We start from the raw sequence: 19,093 nt of genomic DNA on the forward strand, positions 1-19,093 counted from the left end.
CGGGTTTCACTGTTTGACGACTTGTTCGACGTTGTAAACGGCAGCAGTGAGAGCGATTTCACGAAACTGACGGTACCATGCTCGCGCTCGGACGGCGGAGCCGTACGAGCGCTTGATCACCGAGTTCACGGTCTCACAGATCGACCGCTGGTTGTAGAGATCGTCGTCGATCCGCGCGTTGTGCGCGTGATCGTAGGGTGCGAAGACGCGGTGTTTAATCAGCGGTCTCACGCCGTCAGCACGGAGTTCTTCGCGGAAGCTCATGTCGTCATAGCCTTTGTCAGCGGCGAGTGTGAGCAGGTCGCCGGCGTTCCGCCGGACGACCTGCGGGCCGATCTTCGTCCCGTTTGGCCACTTCGCACTACAGTGTACGTCGATCACCGCGCCCTGCGCGGTATCGACGAGAAACGTCGCCTGTATCGTCCGTACGTCTCGATCGCACCGTTTGAGGTAGTGGCTCGACGCCTGTTGGCGGTCGAAATAGGTGGCGTCGATGGCGGCGTGACCGGACTGATCGAGCAGCTCCGACGAGAGTCGGAGCAGCTCTCTCCAGATCCGCATCGGTGCTCGATCAAACGACTTGCACAGTGCGGATGGACCGGGGAACTCGCCGCGCTCGAGAACGAGCGCGGCTCGGACCCGCTCCATCTCCTCGGCCCAATCGAGGACTTCGACGAGTGTCGCTTCCATGTGAACCCGAAGAAAGTGCAAGACTGCGTGCTTCCAGCCGGCAACTCCGTTGCCGGCAGGATGGCTGATCTGCATCACTGCTGCATCAGTAAGTTTTCGTGCTATCGAGACAGCCTGTTTGACGAAGCGGAAGAGAATCTTCTGCACAAAGACGCCTCTTCCGCTTCACCTCAATCGTTCTGACGACTTACCCCGATGCCGTCCGTGGATTCAATAGAACCATTAGAAGGGATAGAAAAAACAGGAGTAGATTACACCATTCTGATCAGGTCGAATGTCATTGGATATCATATGTGGGGAATGAGATGGCCTATATGGGATGGTCCAGCGGCCCGTCAGGACAGGAAAAAGTGACTTGAAACACCTAATTGCGGCGAACATCTACCGGTTATCGACACTGGTCGCGAGAAGATTATCACGATTTGTGAGGAGAAGCAACCCCTCATGTCGTATGAATAACTCCAGAGCGAGTTCGCCGATCTCTGATGCAGCTATGGAATACTCCAGTCCGATCACGAAGATCTCCTCGAGGACTACGAACAACCCTGCCCAGACCACGAGATGTTCAAAGAGATTGACTCGATCTGACGTCCGAACTGCGCTCCATGATGGTGCCCGTTCCAGTCAACCCTGACGATGTCGGCCGGTGTACCGTCCGTGAACGTTGGTCAGGTCAGTTGCTGGATGATATCAAACTGATTGTATAACTCTATATAGGATGTCGACACATTGGCCACGCTACTCGACCGGTTAGAGAATTTATGAGCTAACTAGTCAGCGTAAACTCGAGAGTAGCCGAGAACGATGTCATTGAGAACCATGTCCATTATCATCTGGTACTTTGGTCTAATAAGGGGATCTACGTTCGTGGCAGTGGTGGACGAAAGATCATCACCAAGTTCGATCTTGCGTTTATTTTTCGGAGGCACCGTAGTCGACATATACAGCCGGCATACTCGCTGATTCAGGAGCGTTAACGCTATTCCAACCGGGATTGCAGATGCTCTGAAACTTGCCGTAAAGTTTGGATCATCTCACACTGATACCAGTTTATAATTATGTAACTTGTCATGATTACCGTTGCCTCCTCAACACTCTCAGTTTGACTCGCGGTTCAAGCATAGATTTTACTCGTACTCCTGATCGTGATATGAATGGGATTCTTACTGATCTGCATCACTAGCCAGAAGTAACAAAAACAAGTCGCTCTGGTATACCTGAACCTCCGAGTTCATCGTCATAGATGCGGATCATCATGATGCCGGTCTCTGATGTGACCGTCCCGACTTCAATTGCCTTTTCCTCACTGCCGATTCTGGTGAGTGAAAAACTGTTCCGAGGCGCCCAAGTATGGCAGTCCGACGGTCTCGTCCAGTGAGACGAAATCACTCTGTTCGTAGCTCTGACGTTAACGATGCTGGCAGATTGTTACAGTAGATCTAATGTAACAGACGCAAAATTCGACTACTTAAGCTTTAGATCCCCTTTTTTGGGTAGGTAACCAACCGCAGTACTGTACAAAGAAAGGTAGATTAAAGTTTAATTGTATTTTATATGTTTAATACTAGTGATACCCCATCAAAGCTGACGTCGCCTCTGAGAATAGCCGTTTATAAAGTTTTTCACCACAATGCAGCGGGCAGCGAGGACGGCCCGATGTACTGTGAGGGCTATTTCTACAAATCAGCTGCCAAACAGCGGTTTCGATAATAACAGCCGACCGAACATGCCTTATCCGACAGTAGAGATGCCATTGTGTCGGCGTTCGGTAAAATAGGTTCACCTAGTTGGCCGTTAAACCGGCAAGGCTCGAGAATACGTTCAGATCATCTGGGTGTACTGTGACCGGGAGTTCAACCATGTTTACATATATCGAGACATCCAAAGACCTCGATATCGAACCACTGTTTGTGCAGCCAAGACACGTGGCATTGGGCAGCGGATTAACGTCATGAGCTGAGATGTCCGTTATCGTCTACAGCATGATACATTGATTTGCTGCCGGCCGGATGACAGTTAATCTCATCGTCGCGTTCTCTATTGCACGCGAGAAGATAACCACCTCTACCGATCAATGACAAGTGAGCTTGATGCTGGCGCTAAGGTCGCGAACCCACTGCCTGAAGCGTCCCTCCGTCACCGCGGCATCGAAAGCTCGTAGCGTCTTTTCGACGATCACCGTTATGTTCTCTGCCTGGCCGTGGACGCGCGAATCCTCGCCCCGGTCGGGTCCTTCGGTGTACAAGCTCCAGTCAGATACCTGGTCTACTTGGCGGTGACGGACGTTGAGCCGGCAGATCTGGACGGCGAGCGATTCACGCGGGCGGACCGACAAACAGTGAACGAGTGAGGTGAAACCGCCCCTGTGGGCGCGTCATCGGCAAGTTTATTAACATTGGAAATTCTGTTAATAACCAATGAGTAACGAACGAGTTGGCGGTGTCCGAACACTCTCAGAGCAGATGGAGCGAGTTTCAACGATCGGTATCACCGGGGTCGTGGCGTTCGTCACGCTCTCTGCCGCCGGTATCGCGATGGATGTGGGGAAAGTGTTCGTCATCTCGTGGGTGGCCTTCGCGGCCATGGCGCTGGGGGCGTGGCTCGGCGGACGGGCGGACGCCACCAACGCTCACCGTCTGGTCTGGGGCTATGGACTTGCCAGTGGAGCGATGATTACGAGCGCTGCAATATTCCTGCTTCCGCAGGCGATGGGACTCGGTCAAGCCGCTGGCTCTCCGCGTCTGGGTGGCATCGGCGTCGCAGCCGGCATCGCCGTCGGCTATAGCGCCCACACCATCAGCCACCGACTGACCCACCTCGACGTCTCCTTCGACGTCTCGGCAGTCGAAATCACGGCTCACGCGCTCTCGGCGGGGTTGATCATCGGACTAGTCTACGGATCGATGCCAGAACTCGGCCTGTTGCTGGGCCTCGCCATCATCTCGCACAAGGGGCCGGCGGGCTACGCTGCTGCTCGTCGTCTCACGCGTGCAAACAAGTCGCCCTCGGCGCTGCTCCTGCCGGCCGCTGGGGTCGGCATCGCGGCTATCCCGGCGTCACTTCTGTCGTTGTCGGACGTGCCAGCGGTCAACGCCGTCGTCTTCGGCTTCGCGGCGGGCATCTTCCTTCACGTGGCAATGGACTTTCTGCCCAACTGTGAGGCTGGGAGCGAGATCGACGAGGTGGTCTCGCTACAGGAGGACGCCCACCACCTGCTCGACGAACTTCGGACCCATGCCGTGGGTTCGACCGCCCTCGGCGTTGTCGCCGTCGTCGCGGCGTGGGCGCTGCTCTAATTCAGGACTCCTGTTCTATCATCGACCCATGCACTCGTTGCCCTGGTTGGTGTCGTCCCGTGGTTCGGGGCAGCCAGTATAATTCTTCTCTTGGGCGAAGCTTAACCGAACACGGATACTGAGAACAACCTATCCAGGTAGCGCTCTGCGTCACCCTTCTCGCTCCGCTTCACAGTGATGACTCCCCCGATCAACAATCACTCTCCTGAGAATGTAATATCATTATCCGATGGTTATTAGAGGGGTACCAAAGCCCGTATATGGGAAACCGCATAAAATAAACAGACAGCCAACAGGAGAGGTCGACCTCGAATAAAACCTGCCTACTCCAGCACGTCGGCGTTGCGTTTGTGGCCATCTTCTTGACGTACGTGTTCTGGAGGAGTCGGATGCAGTAGAACTCTGAGATGCGACTCTGGCGCGCTATGGGAGATACCGCCCTTATCCTGCTCGCGGTTGCGCTTGTTATCGGTCCTCTCACTGTGCTTTGGCAACGGAAAGCACCGTTCGTGAGGTGGCAACGTGCGTTTGGCGTCTGGTTTGCACTCATGGCCACCATCTACGGGTATCTCGTGTGGGATGGATGGGCGCGGTGGTCCGTGAGGCGTCTCCTCGGGTTCGAGGATCTCTCCAAAATGAGCGTCGAGCAAATGATCCTAACAGATCCAGGGTTCGGTCTCGCCAATCTCATAGGCATCGTTGCACTCTTCTGGGCCCTCATCCTTGCCGCCATCTCGTCCGACCGACCCGTGCACGCACTGGGCCAGCGCCAATGGAAGCACGTCCAACGGTATGCGTACGTAGTGTTCTATCTCGTCAGCCCCCACGCCGGGTACTTCCTGTTCCTCCACTACGAACTCAGCCTCCACAGCCTCGTCTCCCAGACGGAGGTCCCGGACCTGAACTGGTTCCGTTTCTGGTTCTTGGCGATCGCAGCCCTCATCTTCACGCTCCAGTAGGCCGCGTTCGGAAAATGGGTTCAGCGACGCCGTCACACTCACGACTAAGCCGTTAAGGGGTACTTCTAGAGGCTTCAGTCTGCTCTGCGACTGGTGTATATCTGACTATCAGAATCACCCTTTTGATATTAGGATACTCGATATTGATTACGTCGCGTTCGTAATCACAGCACGTTTCTGTATCGATTGATCGAGAAATCCGACATCTCTAACACCGTGTTTCCCGTTGATGGATATGGTTATCTAGCTGCCTTCTCTCGAGTAGAGTTGAGCGGTCAACTTGACTACGTCGATCGAAACCTGATCGAAAACTGTCCCGGTTCGACGTAATAAGGCTACTGAGCAAGCAAGGCGCCGAAGATACTGTTGAATAGAATTCTGAGCCAGTGACCACAGTCTGACCGCCGAGAAGACAATCTCAAACTGTCCCCATCTTCACATTTCTCTGTCGTTTAAGGCTGAGACTGTAGAGTAGAGAGAGCCGCCGCTTACAGCGGCGGCGATCTCACAGGCGTGAGGCGAACTCATCTGTACGAGCGCAATGATTGGTTCCACCGTGTTCAGATCACGCGGATCGCTTCCGGCACGCCACCCCATAGCGGGTGGCAGTGCCGGAACCACTCGACCAGCACGTAGCCAATTAACGGACAGAACAACTCGAACAAGACGCCGTTCACCGATTGTGAGTGAAAGCTCTCGATGTTCGTATACTACTTTAGCTCATGAAACAGAATCTCGATTAGTGTCCGAAGCGTGTAGATGTTTATCATGTCCACAGGATCGTATTCCTTCGGAGATAGCGTCGTAAGATACGCTATCTCCTCTCCATCCACGTCCTCAAACACGATCCGCCGAAATGTTTCGCCAGTCTCGGCGAGTTTAATTAGGTCGTCGCGTACGTGTCGCGTACGTGTCGCGTCCCTGCCTCGTCAGTGATGTCGATATCCTGGAACGAGTCCAGGACATCGACCCGAGAATCTGACTGCAATAAACACACAAAGTCCTCTTCGCGCTCTTTCAGCGCACAGAAGCGGTCATAGTCGAAATAACCACGGTCGAACACACGAATTGGCGAGTCGAGGTCTGCGCAGACCTCGACATCGCCCTGGAGATGGTCGAACTGAGTTGGTTCGCGTGTTTTGCCTGCTGTGACGGACACGCCAAGCAGCCTCTTGGCGTGTCCGTCCACACGTGCAGCGAGGGTGAATTTGAGGCCACGGCCGCCTAGCTCAATCTCATCAATGACTTTCCAGTCATGCAGTTCACTCGAAATAGCGACTGACCTAGTGAGAGCGAGATTTGTTCCGTCGAGAGCGACAATTGCTCGATCGAGCCATTTGAGCCGTTTGCGTTGAACACTGCGTTGGTGATACAGTTGTGGCAAATGGAGCAGCTCCAAGAGACACGAACGACCGCACAGTAGTCGCGGCCGTTCGTTCGCCGGGAAAAGGTCGATGCAGCCATTTCCTCGAGCTGGTCATGCGTGGCTGTCTTCTCGGCAAGTTCAGTGAGCGAGTCAGACGGATTGATTCCCTCGAAGACGCCGACCTTGAGATGGTTCTCAAAATCGCGCTTATTCGTGTAGGTGCCGATATCGAACTGCTTGGCGATGAACTCGTTGTCCGATCGATTGGCGGTTGTGTCACGTCGGGGATGCCATCCGTAGCGTTTACACCTGGAAGCCCCATTCAGCAGCATCGTCTTGACTCTCAGCATCTGATCTGTCACACACTGATCCGAGATGCCCCCTACTCCCAGCTACTAAGGCAGCACTGCTTGTTGTAAGTGCACCGAATGATTGCCATGTACTATATGTACTTATCCAAAGTACCCAGGCTGCATTGTGAAAAATAAAATAGGGCCTTTACTTAGTCGTTGGCTTCGCCCTGCTCCACTCTGAGGCGACTCTTTCGTTACACTCAGTCGTCGGCTTCGCCCTTTTCGATCGGCGCGTTGACGAGGTTGCCCCACTCGGTCCAGGACCCGTCGTAGTTGACGGTGTCCTCGTAGCCGAGCAGTTCGTGCAGGGCGAACCAGGCGACGGAGGACCGCTCGCCGATGCGGCAGTAGGCGACGGTCGTTTCGTCGCCGTCGATGCCCTCGTCGGCGTAGAGCTCCTCGAGCTCTTCGGGATCCTTGAAGGTGCCGTCGTCGTTGGTTACAGCAGCCCACGAGATATTCTTCGCGCCGGGAATGTGGCCGCCGCGCTGGGCGGTCTCCTGGAGTCCCGGGGGCGCGAGGACTTCACCGGAGTACTCCTCGGGCGAGCGAACGTCGACGAGGGGAACGCCGCGCTCGATCGCGTTTTCGACGTCCTCTCGGTACGCGCGGATGCTCTCGCGCGGACCGGCGGCGTCGTACTCGGTTTCTGAGAAGTCGGGCTCCTCGTCCGTGGTCGGATAGTCGTTCTCGAGCCAGTATTCGCGGCCGCCGTCGAGCAGGTAGACCTCGTCGTGGCCGTAGTACTTGAACTGCCAGTAGGTGTAGGCGGCGAACCAGTTGGAGTTGTCGCCGTAGAGGACGACCGTGTCGTCCTCGCTGATGCCGTGGCTGCCGAGCAGCTCTTCGAACTCCTCCTTGTCGAGGATGTCTCGCTGGGTCTGGTCCTGGAGTTGGGTCTCCCAGTTGAACCCGATCGCGCCGGGGGCGTGCTCTTCCTCGTAGGCCTCCGTGTCGACATCGACCTCCACGAGTCGGAGATCGGAGTCGTCGTCCTGGAAGTCGTTGAGGCGCTCCTCGACCCAGTCGGCCGTAATGAGTACGTCATTAGCGTACTTCGAATCACTCATTTCAGGGGCACCTCATTCTTGATATGTTCTCTATTGGGGTGAGTCTCTTCATACATCTTCATTCGCACTCCCATAGAGAGGTTATCGAGATTTATTTCTGTCGGTGTGAACAGTCGCGTGAGAAGAGGTTTTAGCGCCTTTAGCTTCTTCTAACCGTTTTTCGGTTAATTAACCGTTCATAGTTGTCTCATACGGGAGGTAGCTGGTATCCACTTCAGCTGTTATAAACATACCAGTGTGACAAATCCTCAGTCACTACTTCTATTACGTGTTCACAGTGGACGGGATGGTGGTCAAAGTTGCTACCATTGAACAGTCATACACAACCATGTTGTAGCACGATTTTTCGAATCGACAGGTCGAAAAACGACTTGAAGAGCTTGAGAGGGGACCACGAGCGCTCGGCAACCAAAGTATCTTAGATTAGAATCTGCGTGTTTACCGGTTGATCAAAGAGGTAACGGCCATCACTGGCGTTCCCGCTGTGCTGAATACTTTGTTCTACCATGTTAAATAGCGATCTACTTGCCTGATATCATGGGTTAGAAGGACGAAGTCGAGGAAATCGATTCTGATCTATGGAAGTCGATCTCCTTGACTTCGTTGAGCAGTGTCGCCACCTAGCCAAACAAGCGTTGGGGAAGCACGCGGGCGAGCCCGCCAGCGGCGGGTTCGCCCGCTGGGTCCATGTCGTCCTGCACTGTCTTCGGCTCGAAGAAGACCACAGCTACCGCGAAACGCCAAATCGGCTGAAGTACATGGCCGAGATTTGTGACGTACCCGGCTTAGATCGGGACGATCTGCCAGAGTACACGACGATCTACAAATCGTCCGACCGCCTGAAAATGTGGGTATGGCGGGCGTTGCTGCGCATTTCAGCGCAGCAACACCCGCAGTCTGGGCACGGCTCTCGACAGCACGTTCTTCGATCGCCGCTCAGCCTCCTCGTACTACCGCCAGCGGTCTAGAAGCGACGTGTAGACGCTGAAAGTGACGACATTAACTGATGTAGAATCGCTCGCTGTTCTTGACGTGCATATCTCAGCACGGTGGAAACACAGTACGAAGACTGGGCCGCAAGTCGTCCGCCGGAACACAGACGACCTGCTGTCCGTCTCGGCTGACAAAGCCTTCCACAACTGGCACACCAAGTTCGAATTCTACGCGCTCGGTGTTGAACCGTTCATCTTATAACGTGGATCGAGATCACTCACGGTAGGACATAATGCGCTTATCCGGGCAAAAGACTATTCACAGCGCTGGATGGCCGAAACTTCCTACTCGACGACGAAGCGCTCGCTCGGCGACGCCGTGCGAGCGCTGGGCTGGTATCGACAGTTTCGTGAGATCGTCCTCATGTTCGCCATCGCCAATATAGAACCGCCCTGTGAGCCACTCTAACCGTGATTCAGAAGCTATTCAACACGGAGATAGCAAGGATAATCTGCTACTGCTGAGCGCAAAACAAAAGATTGTTGTTGGAGGCTTTTAGTATATCTGTCTATGGAGGTATTACTTATCGGAATTGATGCTGGCTCTCTTCCTATATTCGATCGGCTCTCGGAAGAGAACGTCATTCCGAATTTAAGCGAACTGGTTGACAGTGGTGTCACCACTCAGCTTGAATCCCAGATCCCACCTTGGACGCCGAGTGCGTGGCCGTCAATGTTCACCGGTGTAAATCCAGGAAAACACGGCGTATATGGCTTCACTGGCTTCGACGGATATGATTTTCACGTCGTAACAGGGGCGGACGTTCGTGCGCACCGCATCTGGACGTTACTCGATCGACACAACCACTCAAGCGTGATCGTCAACGTTCCGGTCACACACCCGCCGGATGAGATCGATGGAGCAATCATACCGGGGTTCATCGGGCCTGAAGATCCGCCGTGTCACCCTGCAGGGATTCTTGATGAGATTCGCGAGGCGATTGGCGACTACCGCGTCTATCCCAATTATACGCGTGGCGATGACAGCATCCCGGATGCTAAAAAAATGGAAGAGTACTGCACGCTCATTCAGATGCGTGGGGAAGCCTTCACCTATCTCGCTGATCAGTTCGAACCGGACTTTGGCTTCGTCCAATTTCAGAAAACTGATACGGTCTTCCACGAGTTCGACGGCGATTGGAACAAGGTCGAGACCGTCTACGAAGAGACCGACAAACAAATCGGTGCAATCCTCGAAGCATGTGATCCCAAGTGCGTGTTTGTCGCCAGTGACCATGGTATGGGTCGCTACGAAAAACCCGAGTTTCGTGTCAATGCGTTCCTCGAGGATGCAGGTTATCTCGAGACAACCAAAGGTGGGAAGGGGATGCCAACGTGGAACCTCATGCGCGACGATCTCCGGCAGGGTGAACAGGCCCACGAATGGGAACCTGGGACTATTGAGCGTCTTGCAGCCGCACTAGCGAACGTCGGGCTCACGACCCACAGAATCGGTGTTGTTCTCAAGCAACTCGGTCTCGCCGACCTAGCGAAGCGTTATGTGCCGACTGGTGTTGTTCGAACCGGTAATGAGCAGGTTGATTTCCCTGCGTCAACAGCGTACATGCGATCACGTACTGAACTCGGCGTCCGTATAAATGTCGAAGGACGTGACCCCTCAGGCGTTGTTTCCGAAGCGGCATATGAGTCGGTCCGTGAGGAACTCATTGAGGACCTCGCGTCGGTGACTGCACCAGATGGTGAGCCAGTGTTTGAGACAGTTGCCTCCAGTGACGAGTATTACGACGGTCCCTTTACCGATCGTGCCGTAGACATCGTCACAATCCCGAACGACTTCCAGCACTTTCTCTCGGCCCAGCCTACAGACGAATACTTCTCTGAGACCACCGAGCCCTGGAACCACAAACGGAACGGCGTGTTGCTCGCAATTGGGAAAGGAATCGATGGCGGTCCACTCGAGGGTGCCCACCTCTACGACGTAACCCCAACAATCCTGGCCGCACTCGGGGTTCCAGCTGGCGATCATATGGATGGTAATGTGCTTCCGATTGTCGAGGAAAGCGGGATCGAAACATATCCCGCTTACGACACCCAAAAGGGTGATAAGGTCGATGACACCGTTGAAAGTCGACTTGAAGATCTCGGATATGTGGAGTGATCCATATGACCACATACTTCACCCTCCACCATCCATATCGAATCGATCCGCAACCAGCACTACTGACGATTATGACGGAATGGTCACGAACTGTAGCTAAATCTATCAGATACCACTAATGCCATCAAAATACGTCCTCTCATTTAAACCTGCAATCGGGCTGTATGGTCAGCACGATCCGAGTGCTGCTATCTTCGCCAATGGAGAACTCCAGTACGCCATTGAAGAAGAACGATTGACTCGTAACAAACATGCACCAGACACATTCCCGCGACGAGCGATCGAGGCCTGTCTGGAGTACGAGGGAATCAATCTTTCAGACGTCTCGAAGGTCATCCTCCCCTATAATCCGAAGCTCCGCAGGAAGATTATTGGCCACTACCTGCGGGATACACTTCGCATCGACAGCCATCTTCGGAAGCTTTCACACCTCCAGAATGTCGTCGAGGACCAGGTTATTGCGCAGTTCCTGCCAACACATGCAGTCGAAGCGCGACTCGAACAGCTCGGAACGCCGGTACCACCGATCGAGTGTCGATCCCATCACGCGTGTCACGCAGTAAGTGCATTCCATCCGTCACAGTTCGATGAAGCACTCGTACTTACCGTTGACGCAAAAGGTGAGTACGACTCGACGGTCGTCTGGCACGGAACACCAGACCACCTTGAGCGGCTCCATACCTATGAACACCCCAACAGCTGGGGACTGTTCTACGCGGTGATTACGGAATACCTTGGTTACCGTATGTTCAACGGCGAAGGGAAGGTAATGGGGCTGGCACCCTACGGGACAGAGAATCACAAGATCGAACGTACGCTCCGTGACGTCATCGACACTGGCGTTGACTACGACGTCACCGCGCTCACCCGGCGCTGGGGTACGGAGTACGGTATCAAGAAGCTCGAGGAGCTGTTCGACCGGCCGCGCTCGAACACTACTGAGGAGTTCGACCAGTTCGAGAAAGACCTAGCCTACACTACACAGAAGCTCCTCGAAGAATCAGTGACCGATATCGCCCAGACCTACTGCGAAGAACTCGGAACTGGAAACGTTGGGCTCGCCGGTGGGGTCGTCCTCAACTGCAAACTCAACAAGGCGATAATGGAATTGCCGGTTGTCGACGATGTGTTCATTCAGCCAGTTGCCAACGACGCGGGATTAGCCCTGGGTGGCGGCTGGATTGACCGTCGTCCGAAAGAAGTCGACCCAATGGAGACAGTATACACGGGCCCTGAGTTCACGACTGACAAGATCTCTCCCCTTCTTGAGGAAACGAAAGTTGAGTACGGCAAACCAGACGATCTTGAACAAACTGTTGCAGAACTGCTCGCCGATGGTGCGCTAGTAGGGTGGTTTCAGGGACGTCTCGAGTTTGGGCCGCGAGCACTCGGAAACCGGAGTATCCTGGCGGACCCGCGCACAGCTGACTCGCGCGATCGGGTCAACAAATTCGTCAAACACCGTGAAGAGTGGCGACCGTTCGCACCGTCATTGCTCGAAGAGGCCGCTTCTGAGTACTTCGAGAACGCCACATCTGCCCCATACATGATTCGGACATTCGATGTTCGTCCGGAGAAGCAAGACGAGATCGAGGCAGTACTCCACCCGGCCGACGCTACCACACGCCCGCAGACGGTCCATGCCGATCAGAACTCACGATACTACCGTTTGATCGATGAGTTCGAAGAGATCACCGGTGTCCCGGTCCTGCTGAACACCTCGTTTAATGACCATGCCGAACCGATCGTGGCCACACCAGCTGAAGCGCTGAAAGCCTTCCATGGGATGGGCCTAGACGTCCTCGTTCTCGAAGATTTAGTGGTGACTAAGCCCAAATCGAGGTATTCACTGGATAGCGAAGCTATCACAAAGACGACCTGAGACTAATATACAGGTCTGATGTGCTTAGAGGGCCTATTCAGACTGGTTAGTTCTTGCCCTGATAGTTTCTTACGTGTTTCGACTATGCTACCTGTGGGCTAGTCCCTGTGAGCCATCATGCTTTCTCTGCTATCACGGAAAACTCTACGATGAGTCAAACGAACTATCTAATGCCAAGTTGACAGTGGACCGTCTACATCAGAGCTGAAGACGATAACGAGTCCACGCGACTATAATGGTATTGGATAAGATAGGGTTATTTGATTGCATTTATGAGGCCTCTGCAGAGGTTTCTAGGAATTTTATTCGTCAGGCAATATGATGGTCCCTATTGGTAAGTGGTTCTTGAAGGAGTTGAGTAACCATCCACCGTGGCCTGTGAAACAGGAGTGACGCGTAATCATGATCTCGGTGTGATTGTTATTATTCACGAAGCTGCTTCTCCCAGAGGGGCTCGAACTCGTCTTCGGAGAGATCACCCTGTTCATAGGCGAGACCTAGTCCCTGAAGCCTCGGTCTTCCGCCTCTACCGATCTGTTACTGCCCACAAAGCTTCGGCGTAGAAGATAGCCTACTCCAGTGGTGACGGCGATCCAACTGAGCGTCAGTAGCAGACTCTAGAGCGGGGAGAACCCGAACACTATCCAGCTTCCTCATCCCATAATCTCTATCAGCAGTATCAGGAGGATGGTCAGTACTGTAACGGTGAGTAGTGAAATCCGGGACTCACGGTTTGTTGTGGGCCTTATAACCGTGCTATCACACGATATTGTTGGTTCACTGACTAAATAAATGCATCGTTGACTGGATATCACTGGGAGCCTGGTGGAACTACTTCAGACTTAGAGGGTAATTCATCTATCAATCTGTCCTCATTGGAGTCATCAATAGCGTCACAGGACATTGCGTACTTCGACGAGACATAGCCAACCGAGAATACCGTACATGATCGCTCAGTCAGCAGTCTCAAGTCTGAGTATTATGTATGGCTGGTCGAGTGTATCGACAGCTGCTTTGAGGCTGCTCAAGCCTGTGAGTGGTGTGTCGACGAGTGCAAGCAGTTTGAAGGTCTATACTGCTGTCCTGCGAAAGTGTGCTGACTCCTGCCGAAACGGAATAAGATCTGTTAGTAATTACTGTGGTCGTAATCACTACTCTCGTTGTTTATGCGTTATTAGCTTCAAGCGTCCAATCGCCAGTGGCCTCAATATTAATCCAAACGGTCTCACCTGCCTTGTATGACCTTGAATTGTCGAACTCACCGATTTGGCTAACGATTTGTTCTTTGCTTCCATCTGCACCGTAACCGTCGACGACGAATTTCCCATCGCCATTGTGTGTTAGGGTAAGGGAAACGTCCTTCTCTGTCCACAGCGGACCGACGAATGACGACCCTGTGCCAGAAGCCTCGGCCGGTAGCTCTTCAAGGTCGTCACCGTGAACCTCGGGTTGAGAGAGATCGATCGACCATGTATCGCCCGCGTCAACGTTAAGCCGGTATGTTCCTTCCTCAACGGTTATGATGGACTCGCCAGTAGTATTACCGGCAGTGTTCATCAACATCTCGTTTCTTCCGCTACCACTGTCCGCCGCTACTTCGACAACGAACTCCGAGTCGCCATTATGAGAGAATTCTCCGATGAGAACGCCGTCATCAAGGTCGAATGCTGTAGATTCATCCGATCCAGATCCATCAAACTCGCGAGATTGGCCCGCTTCAAGTATGACTCCGTCCGGACGTTCTGTGTTCACATCCTGGCCGCTGGTGTTACTCTCAAACGTTCTGTCGACAAGGTCAGAAGGAGTGATCACGTCGAGACCACGGAGCTCAATATGAGTAAGCAGCGCCTCGAAATCATTAAGTGATATTCTGTTCTCATTGACATTCACATCGGACTCCTCAACGATTCGCGGAACGCGGATCACAGTGAGCAGGTTGTATTGATCAGCGAGATTGATATGACGGCGAACACCATTATGGAGAGCAGGGCCCCAGATCAACGGAATCATGTGTATCCCAGTTGGCGGCACACCGACCGTACCAGAACCGGACAGGAACGCTGACTCATGGACATCCCTAACGACGTCATGAGTTGTTGAATCCATCCGATCATCTGGGACGAATAAGTGCCGCGACCCGTCGGTAAAGCCGTTGTTCTCGAGCGTTTCTTGGACGTCCTCGAGGACCCGACGCTGTCGGTTCTCAGGTTGTTCAGGGAGTGCTGTACTCACCTGGGGGTATGAGCAGATGTCCCAGCTGCGGTCCTGCAGATCCTGCAGTTCCTCGACATCCATTCGACCATTGTCGCCAATCTGACTGGGACTGACCGGGACCGCAGCAGACCAGCCGCGCTCCTCTAGCATCTCCGCCGCGATATCATAGTGTGAGTCATAACCGCCATAGAGTGCGAGGATTGCTTTGCCGTTGTCAACCGACTCAGTTCGGCGAAGATCGTCAACCAACATTTTGGTCGGTCCGCCCTCTGGACCGTCCGCGACGATGTTTAGTCCGGTGACATTCGACAAATCCGGCTCATCATCTGGCTTATGTTCGTATCCGCAATCGAGACGGAACCAGTCGTCATAATCGTCTGGCACTATTCGGACGTGGGTAAGACGCTCGCTCCGATTCGGTGCAATGAATTCAACGATGATTCGGTTTACTGATTCAGGCTTGACTGCCAGTGAGGTATCCCATTCCTCAAAATTGAGACTGTCAGAGAAGCGAAGGCCCATTCCAGCCTCTCCCCCGTTACTCTCAATGACCGCCGCTTGCGATCCAGTCCGTGCCTCATCAGGTGCAGCCGAGATTTCGCCGGTACGGGGGTACCACTCATTGAGATTTTCGAAGTCCGAGAGCAATTCGCCCTCCTCGATAGCAGGCCAGCGTATCGAGGCATCATCCGTTTTTTTCCCACCATTATCGTTTCCGGAGGTATTGCCTCCTTCTCCAGACTCGTCTTCCGACAGAAAGTCTAGACAACCTGCGAGTGAGGTTGACGTTGCGCCGAGTGCAGCAAGCATCCATCGTCGAGATTGTCCACAATCTGTGTTGTCTTCGTAATTCATTCCGTTAGGCGTACCCGTGCCATTCCACCTACTTCTTAATAGACGTACTAAACTATCTGTTTCCGCTAGGTCCCCTTAACGCCAGACCTTTATCGAATTGATAAAGCCGAGCCAACAGTAGTTGAGGGCCATTAAATAATAATTATGATTATATGTGGCTATATCGCGCTGTCTAGTTCTCAGTCCTCGTCCCCAATTTTACTCCGTGTTTTAGAGATTTCGCAGGCTTTCATCCCAGTAATGCCTTGAAGCTGTTACACCAGCTCTCTTGTAACGCACATCACCACTCTCAATGCTAAAATTTATATGCAGTGAAAAATCCTGGTCTGCTTTAGCAAAGGCTACAAGCGGACCATCTAGTTAGGCCAGTTTGGAAGTGAGCCGGCCGTAAAGTTGGTTTGGAATGATGCTCGCTTGCTTATCGAGTGTTGCGCGACGGAATTGGGGATTTTTGGAACGTGAGCTGATGTCATCTATTTCTAACAGAAGAGGTCACTCAGAGGGCGTAATCAGGGGGCAATTATCTACTGAAAAATTTATATAGGTATGGAATCACCCTCGAGTATGCTCTTCTGGGTTCATGCTGCGGTCGCCTATCTGCTCTACCGGGGAGCTCTTACTGTATCTACGAAAAAACGCCCCAGCGGAACTACCATCCTCGCACTCACTATTGGGACGCTGCTGCCCGATATTATCGACAAACCACTTTCCTTTATGTTCCAGTCCCTCCCAAGTAGATCGCTCGCCCATTCTCTTTTCACTACGGTTCTCGTGATCGGGACCGTCTTCTATGTGCTACAGCAGGTCAATAGAACGGCCGTGAGCGTAGCGTACATCTTCGGATATCTTTCCCATCTTGGAGCAGATCTCGTAGACTCACTCTTTGTCCCCCAAGAAACGGTTGTGTTTCTGCTATGGCCACTCGTCACCGACTACCATCACATTGGGACTGTGGGTGAGTTAGTCGGGTTAGTTAGGCCGACACCGTACGTTCTTACGCAGATGCTTGTGACGGGACTTGCAGTTGTCGTATGGATGTCCGATGGCAAACCGGGATATGCGCCGACACAGAATCAGTAATTAAGCCGGTTGAGTCTATCCTCCCCTCTCCGACAACGATAGTTACTCAATGATGACCGCTCCGACCATCCCGTTCTCTTTATGTAGAAGACAAAAACATCGGTGCGTACCTTCAACATCTAAGTACAGATGAAGAGCGCCGCGATGCTCACTCAAGTTCGACATCAGGACCGAACATCACAGCAACTCCGACCATCAAAGAAATGGTAACGAGGCGTCCGTATTCTTCCGAATACGTTTCAGGAAAGATCTCGTCCGCGATAACGAAGATCATCCCGCCCGCCGCGAATCCCATTCCATAGGGAAGTATTGGTGCCGCGACCGTGACCGCCCATGCACCGAAGACGGCCAGCGGAATCTCGACAAATCCAGCGCGGATTCCCGCGATCATAGCGTACCACTTTCCACCCATCCCTGCGCTGACCGCCGAAAACTCCAACGTACACGAATTTTCCGCCCCCCTGAAGCCCGAATACATGAGGGATCGCGAATATCATGCTCGCGAGAATGATCGCTCGCCACGTCGAAAACGACTCACGGAGCAACCCCTGAATCAGCCCGCGGTACAGTAACTCCTCGCCGGGACCGACAACGAGGAACGAGAGTGGCACCAGTAATAGGAACACTATCGGCACCTGTTTTGCAGTTTCGACAATTCCGCTACGTGCGGTATCCAGCCCAACGAACGCAATCACAACGTCGAGTACACGCAACGTGACGAGGAGTGCGACGAAACCGACGGTTGCTACTCCGATTTCTCGGAGAGATGGTATACGAATGCGGACGAATCCGACCTCAGCTCCCCGTCTCCAAAGGAAGATGAGCGCAATCCCCCCGAATGCAATACCTTGAAGCAGTACGGTGCTCAATCCAAGCTGCAGTGCCGGACGCTCCGAGACCGCTATGCCAATGCCTGCAAGAGTCTATGTGACAACCAGTAGCAGGACTGTCCCGACGGCGAAGCCACCGAGTGCAAGTCCAATTAGTACGGCCCTGAGCTGCTGTCGTGGGTCGGTCACGAGTTGAATGCACCTCCGTCTGACCCCTGTGTGTGGTTCGGGTCGCTAGCATCAACGTGTTGTTCAAGTATCTTCACACGAGTCGCTAAGGCGAGGAACGTCGCCGTAAGTGTCAAGATCAACGCTGCAGCCGCTGCGAGATCGTGTGCTCGCAGCGAGTGGTCGAGAGTTCCGTTGACGAGTTCAGCTCGCAAGAATGTGTGATGGAACTCGCCGACGAGCGGGGCGAAGTAGTCCACCACGTCGTTGAACCCGTACCAGACCGTGGCCACAGCAACTCCCCCGACCGGGAAGTTCGCGTAGCGGTAGATCACGAACGCCTGGAGGACCATCGCGAGATGACTGAAGATCAAGAACCAGTAGAGCCAGGATTCGATGCCACCGGGATCATTAAGGACGAGTTGGACGAACGGGGTCCAGAGGCTGAGTTTAACATTCCCATAGAACGCCAGCGCGTTGAGCCACTCCTGGTTGTAACCAGTCTTCCAGGCCCCGAGACTGAGCGCCATGAACAGTGTCGCACCAGGGCTGTCAGGCACAAACGGCCACATTACGAGGGGTGTCTGTGCGAGTTGAAAGCGGTAGTACCAGAAGCCGAACGCGGTTCCCACGAGATTGATCGCGACGATACCCCACGCATACCGGAGTGCGAGCTCCTCAATACGCAGCGGGAGCGGTGCGAGGTAGCCGGGAAGACGAACAGGGGTTGATGTGGTCATGCGAGTTATTTCCCCCAAATGGATCACATTCCGGAGTTAGTGTTGTGTCGACGCGTCATGATAACACCGCTGATCAGCATCAGGACGGCGAGTGCAACCATCCCGAGGTCCCAGCCCATCCCGGCAGTCGTAGAACCCATACTATCGCTCATCCCATTACCCATGCTACCATCCATACCGCCTTGTATCCCACCATCCATGCCCCAGTTCATGCTTCCGGTGGCACCGACGAGAGCCTGATTAAGCAACATCAGCAGCGAGTAGCCAATCATCAGCGGCCCGCTCGCGTTCCCGAGCTGATTCGCATAGGGCGTCAACAGGACGACACCGTGAACGATCACGACGATGCCGAGGGCGGCCATAAGCAGCCCGCTGTTCGATCCCATCATCCCGCTACCACTAGTCGTCGAGACGAGCGAGTATAGACCGGAGACGAGTGCGATTGCTGCGCTGTACTGCCGCATTGTCGTTGTGGTTTC

The 19,093-nt window shown here is 53.7% G+C and carries 13 protein-coding genes and 5 pseudogenes; 7 read left to right on the forward strand and 11 right to left on the reverse strand.

Translation table 11 applies throughout. From position 1 onward, the window contains the following. Positions 1–6: 6 nt before the first annotated feature. A complete protein-coding gene (locus tag HYG81_RS44260; RefSeq protein ID WP_226778807.1) occupies positions 7–837 on the reverse strand; it encodes an IS5 family transposase in 831 nt (276 codons plus the stop codon). A gap of 443 nt (positions 838–1,280) precedes the next feature. Further along, positions 1,281–1,388: pseudogene (locus HYG81_RS45995) on the reverse strand (DUF6610 family protein); the annotation flags it as partial. 1,719 nt (positions 1,389–3,107) lie between these two features. Here HYG81_RS45995 and HYG81_RS44265 point away from each other — a divergent pair. The 3 genes and pseudogenes from HYG81_RS44265 to HYG81_RS44275 form a co-directional block, all read left to right on the forward strand. Beyond that, positions 3,108–3,986 carry a ZIP family metal transporter gene (locus tag HYG81_RS44265; RefSeq protein WP_226778808.1) on the forward strand — a complete coding sequence of 293 codons (879 nt, stop codon included), beginning with the start codon at positions 3,108–3,110 and terminating at the stop codon, positions 3,984–3,986. A gap of 425 nt (positions 3,987–4,411) precedes the next feature. Further along, a complete protein-coding gene (locus HYG81_RS44270) occupies positions 4,412–4,945 on the forward strand; it encodes a hypothetical protein (RefSeq protein WP_226778809.1) in 534 nt (177 codons plus the stop codon). A gap of 168 nt (positions 4,946–5,113) precedes the next feature. Further along, a pseudogene (locus HYG81_RS44275) lies at positions 5,114–5,254 on the forward strand (IS6 family transposase); the annotation flags it as partial. Positions 5,255–5,505: 251 nt separating this feature from the next. Here HYG81_RS44275 and HYG81_RS46000 read toward each other — a convergent pair. From HYG81_RS46000 to HYG81_RS44285, 4 genes and pseudogenes are all read right to left on the reverse strand, one after another. Continuing rightward, positions 5,506–5,853, reverse strand: a pseudogene (locus HYG81_RS46000) (transposase); the annotation flags it as partial. Next, complete coding sequence (locus tag HYG81_RS46005; protein WP_425607590.1) at positions 5,829–6,134, reverse strand: hypothetical protein; 306 nt, start codon at positions 6,132–6,134, stop codon at positions 5,829–5,831. The gene HYG81_RS46005 and the pseudogene HYG81_RS46000, both read right to left, overlap by 25 nt. A 35-nt stretch (positions 6,135–6,169) precedes the next feature. Beyond that, the gene (locus HYG81_RS46010) at positions 6,170–6,643 is read right to left on the reverse strand and encodes a hypothetical protein (protein ID WP_425607591.1); all 474 of its coding nucleotides are present in this window, start codon (positions 6,641–6,643) and stop codon (positions 6,170–6,172) included. 221 nt (positions 6,644–6,864) lie between these two features. After that, on the reverse strand, positions 6,865–7,734 hold the full coding sequence (locus HYG81_RS44285; RefSeq protein WP_226778810.1) for a sulfurtransferase: 870 nt from the start codon (positions 7,732–7,734) through the stop codon (positions 6,865–6,867). Between the two features lie 578 nt (positions 7,735–8,312). Between HYG81_RS44285 and HYG81_RS44290 the strand changes: the two are divergent. The 3 genes and pseudogenes from HYG81_RS44290 to HYG81_RS44300 all read left to right on the forward strand — a co-directional run bounded on the left by HYG81_RS44290 (position 8,313) and on the right by HYG81_RS44300 (position 12,727). Next, positions 8,313–9,135 (forward strand): annotated as a pseudogene (locus HYG81_RS44290) (IS5 family transposase). Positions 9,136–9,237: 102 nt separating this feature from the next. Next, the gene (locus HYG81_RS44295) at positions 9,238–10,845 is read left to right on the forward strand and encodes an alkaline phosphatase family protein (RefSeq protein WP_226778811.1); all 1,608 of its coding nucleotides are present in this window, start codon (positions 9,238–9,240) and stop codon (positions 10,843–10,845) included. Between the two features lie 118 nt (positions 10,846–10,963). Beyond that, a complete protein-coding gene (locus HYG81_RS44300) occupies positions 10,964–12,727 on the forward strand; it encodes a carbamoyltransferase family protein (RefSeq protein WP_226778812.1) in 1,764 nt (587 codons plus the stop codon). A gap of 1,164 nt (positions 12,728–13,891) precedes the next feature. Here HYG81_RS44300 and HYG81_RS44305 read toward each other — a convergent pair. Continuing rightward, a complete protein-coding gene (locus HYG81_RS44305; RefSeq protein ID WP_425607592.1) occupies positions 13,892–15,751 on the reverse strand; it encodes a polysaccharide deacetylase family protein in 1,860 nt (619 codons plus the stop codon). Between the two features lie 609 nt (positions 15,752–16,360). On the opposite strand from HYG81_RS44305, the gene HYG81_RS44310 reads away from it, so the two are divergent. After that, complete coding sequence (locus tag HYG81_RS44310; protein WP_226778814.1) at positions 16,361–16,876, forward strand: metal-dependent hydrolase; 516 nt, start codon at positions 16,361–16,363, stop codon at positions 16,874–16,876. Positions 16,877–17,024: 148 nt separating this feature from the next. Here the strand turns inward: HYG81_RS44310 and HYG81_RS44315 are convergent, their stop codons facing one another. The 4 genes and pseudogenes from HYG81_RS44315 to HYG81_RS44330 form a co-directional block, all read right to left on the reverse strand. Next, the gene (locus tag HYG81_RS44315; RefSeq protein WP_226778882.1) at positions 17,025–17,267 is read right to left on the reverse strand and encodes a ZIP family metal transporter; all 243 of its coding nucleotides are present in this window, start codon (positions 17,265–17,267) and stop codon (positions 17,025–17,027) included. A gap of 94 nt (positions 17,268–17,361) precedes the next feature. Then, a pseudogene (locus HYG81_RS46015) lies at positions 17,362–17,571 on the reverse strand (CPBP family intramembrane glutamic endopeptidase); the annotation flags it as partial. A gap of 320 nt (positions 17,572–17,891) precedes the next feature. Continuing rightward, positions 17,892–18,614, reverse strand: a complete 723-nt coding sequence (locus HYG81_RS44325; RefSeq protein ID WP_226778815.1) for a DUF1405 domain-containing protein — start codon at positions 18,612–18,614, stop codon at positions 17,892–17,894. A gap of 23 nt (positions 18,615–18,637) precedes the next feature. Further along, positions 18,638–19,078, reverse strand: coding sequence for a hypothetical protein (locus tag HYG81_RS44330; protein ID WP_226778816.1), 441 nt, complete (start codon positions 19,076–19,078; stop codon positions 18,638–18,640). Between the last annotated feature and the right edge of the window lie 15 nt (positions 19,079–19,093).

It is taken from the genome of Natrinema zhouii (assembly GCF_013456555.2).
In the GTDB taxonomy this organism is placed as follows: domain Archaea; phylum Halobacteriota; class Halobacteria; order Halobacteriales; family Natrialbaceae; genus Natrinema; species Natrinema zhouii.

What these genes read in the sequence shown, in the direction of transcription:
- HYG81_RS44265 (WP_226778808.1), top strand. Translation starts at nt 3,108, where the DNA reads ATGAGTAACGAACGAGTTGGCGGTGTCCGAACACTCTCAGAGCAGATG.
- HYG81_RS44270 (WP_226778809.1), top strand. Translation starts at nt 4,412, where the DNA reads ATGGGAGATACCGCCCTTATCCTGCTCGCGGTTGCGCTTGTTATCGGT.
- HYG81_RS46010 (WP_425607591.1), bottom strand. Translation starts at nt 6,643, where the DNA reads ATGCTGCTGAATGGGGCTTCCAGGTGTAAACGCTACGGATGGCATCCC.
- HYG81_RS44285 (WP_226778810.1), bottom strand. Translation starts at nt 7,734, where the DNA reads ATGAGTGATTCGAAGTACGCTAATGACGTACTCATTACGGCCGACTGG.
- HYG81_RS44295 (WP_226778811.1), top strand. Translation starts at nt 9,238, where the DNA reads ATGGAGGTATTACTTATCGGAATTGATGCTGGCTCTCTTCCTATATTC.
- HYG81_RS44300 (WP_226778812.1), top strand. Translation starts at nt 10,964, where the DNA reads ATGCCATCAAAATACGTCCTCTCATTTAAACCTGCAATCGGGCTGTAT.
- HYG81_RS44305 (WP_425607592.1), bottom strand. Translation starts at nt 15,751, where the DNA reads ATGCTTGCTGCACTCGGCGCAACGTCAACCTCACTCGCAGGTTGTCTA.
- HYG81_RS44310 (WP_226778814.1), top strand. Translation starts at nt 16,361, where the DNA reads ATGCTCTTCTGGGTTCATGCTGCGGTCGCCTATCTGCTCTACCGGGGA.
- HYG81_RS44315 (WP_226778882.1), bottom strand. Translation starts at nt 17,267, where the DNA reads ATGATCGCGGGAATCCGCGCTGGATTTGTCGAGATTCCGCTGGCCGTC.
- HYG81_RS44325 (WP_226778815.1), bottom strand. Translation starts at nt 18,614, where the DNA reads ATGACCACATCAACCCCTGTTCGTCTTCCCGGCTACCTCGCACCGCTC.
- HYG81_RS44330 (WP_226778816.1), bottom strand. Translation starts at nt 19,078, where the DNA reads ATGCGGCAGTACAGCGCAGCAATCGCACTCGTCTCCGGTCTATACTCG.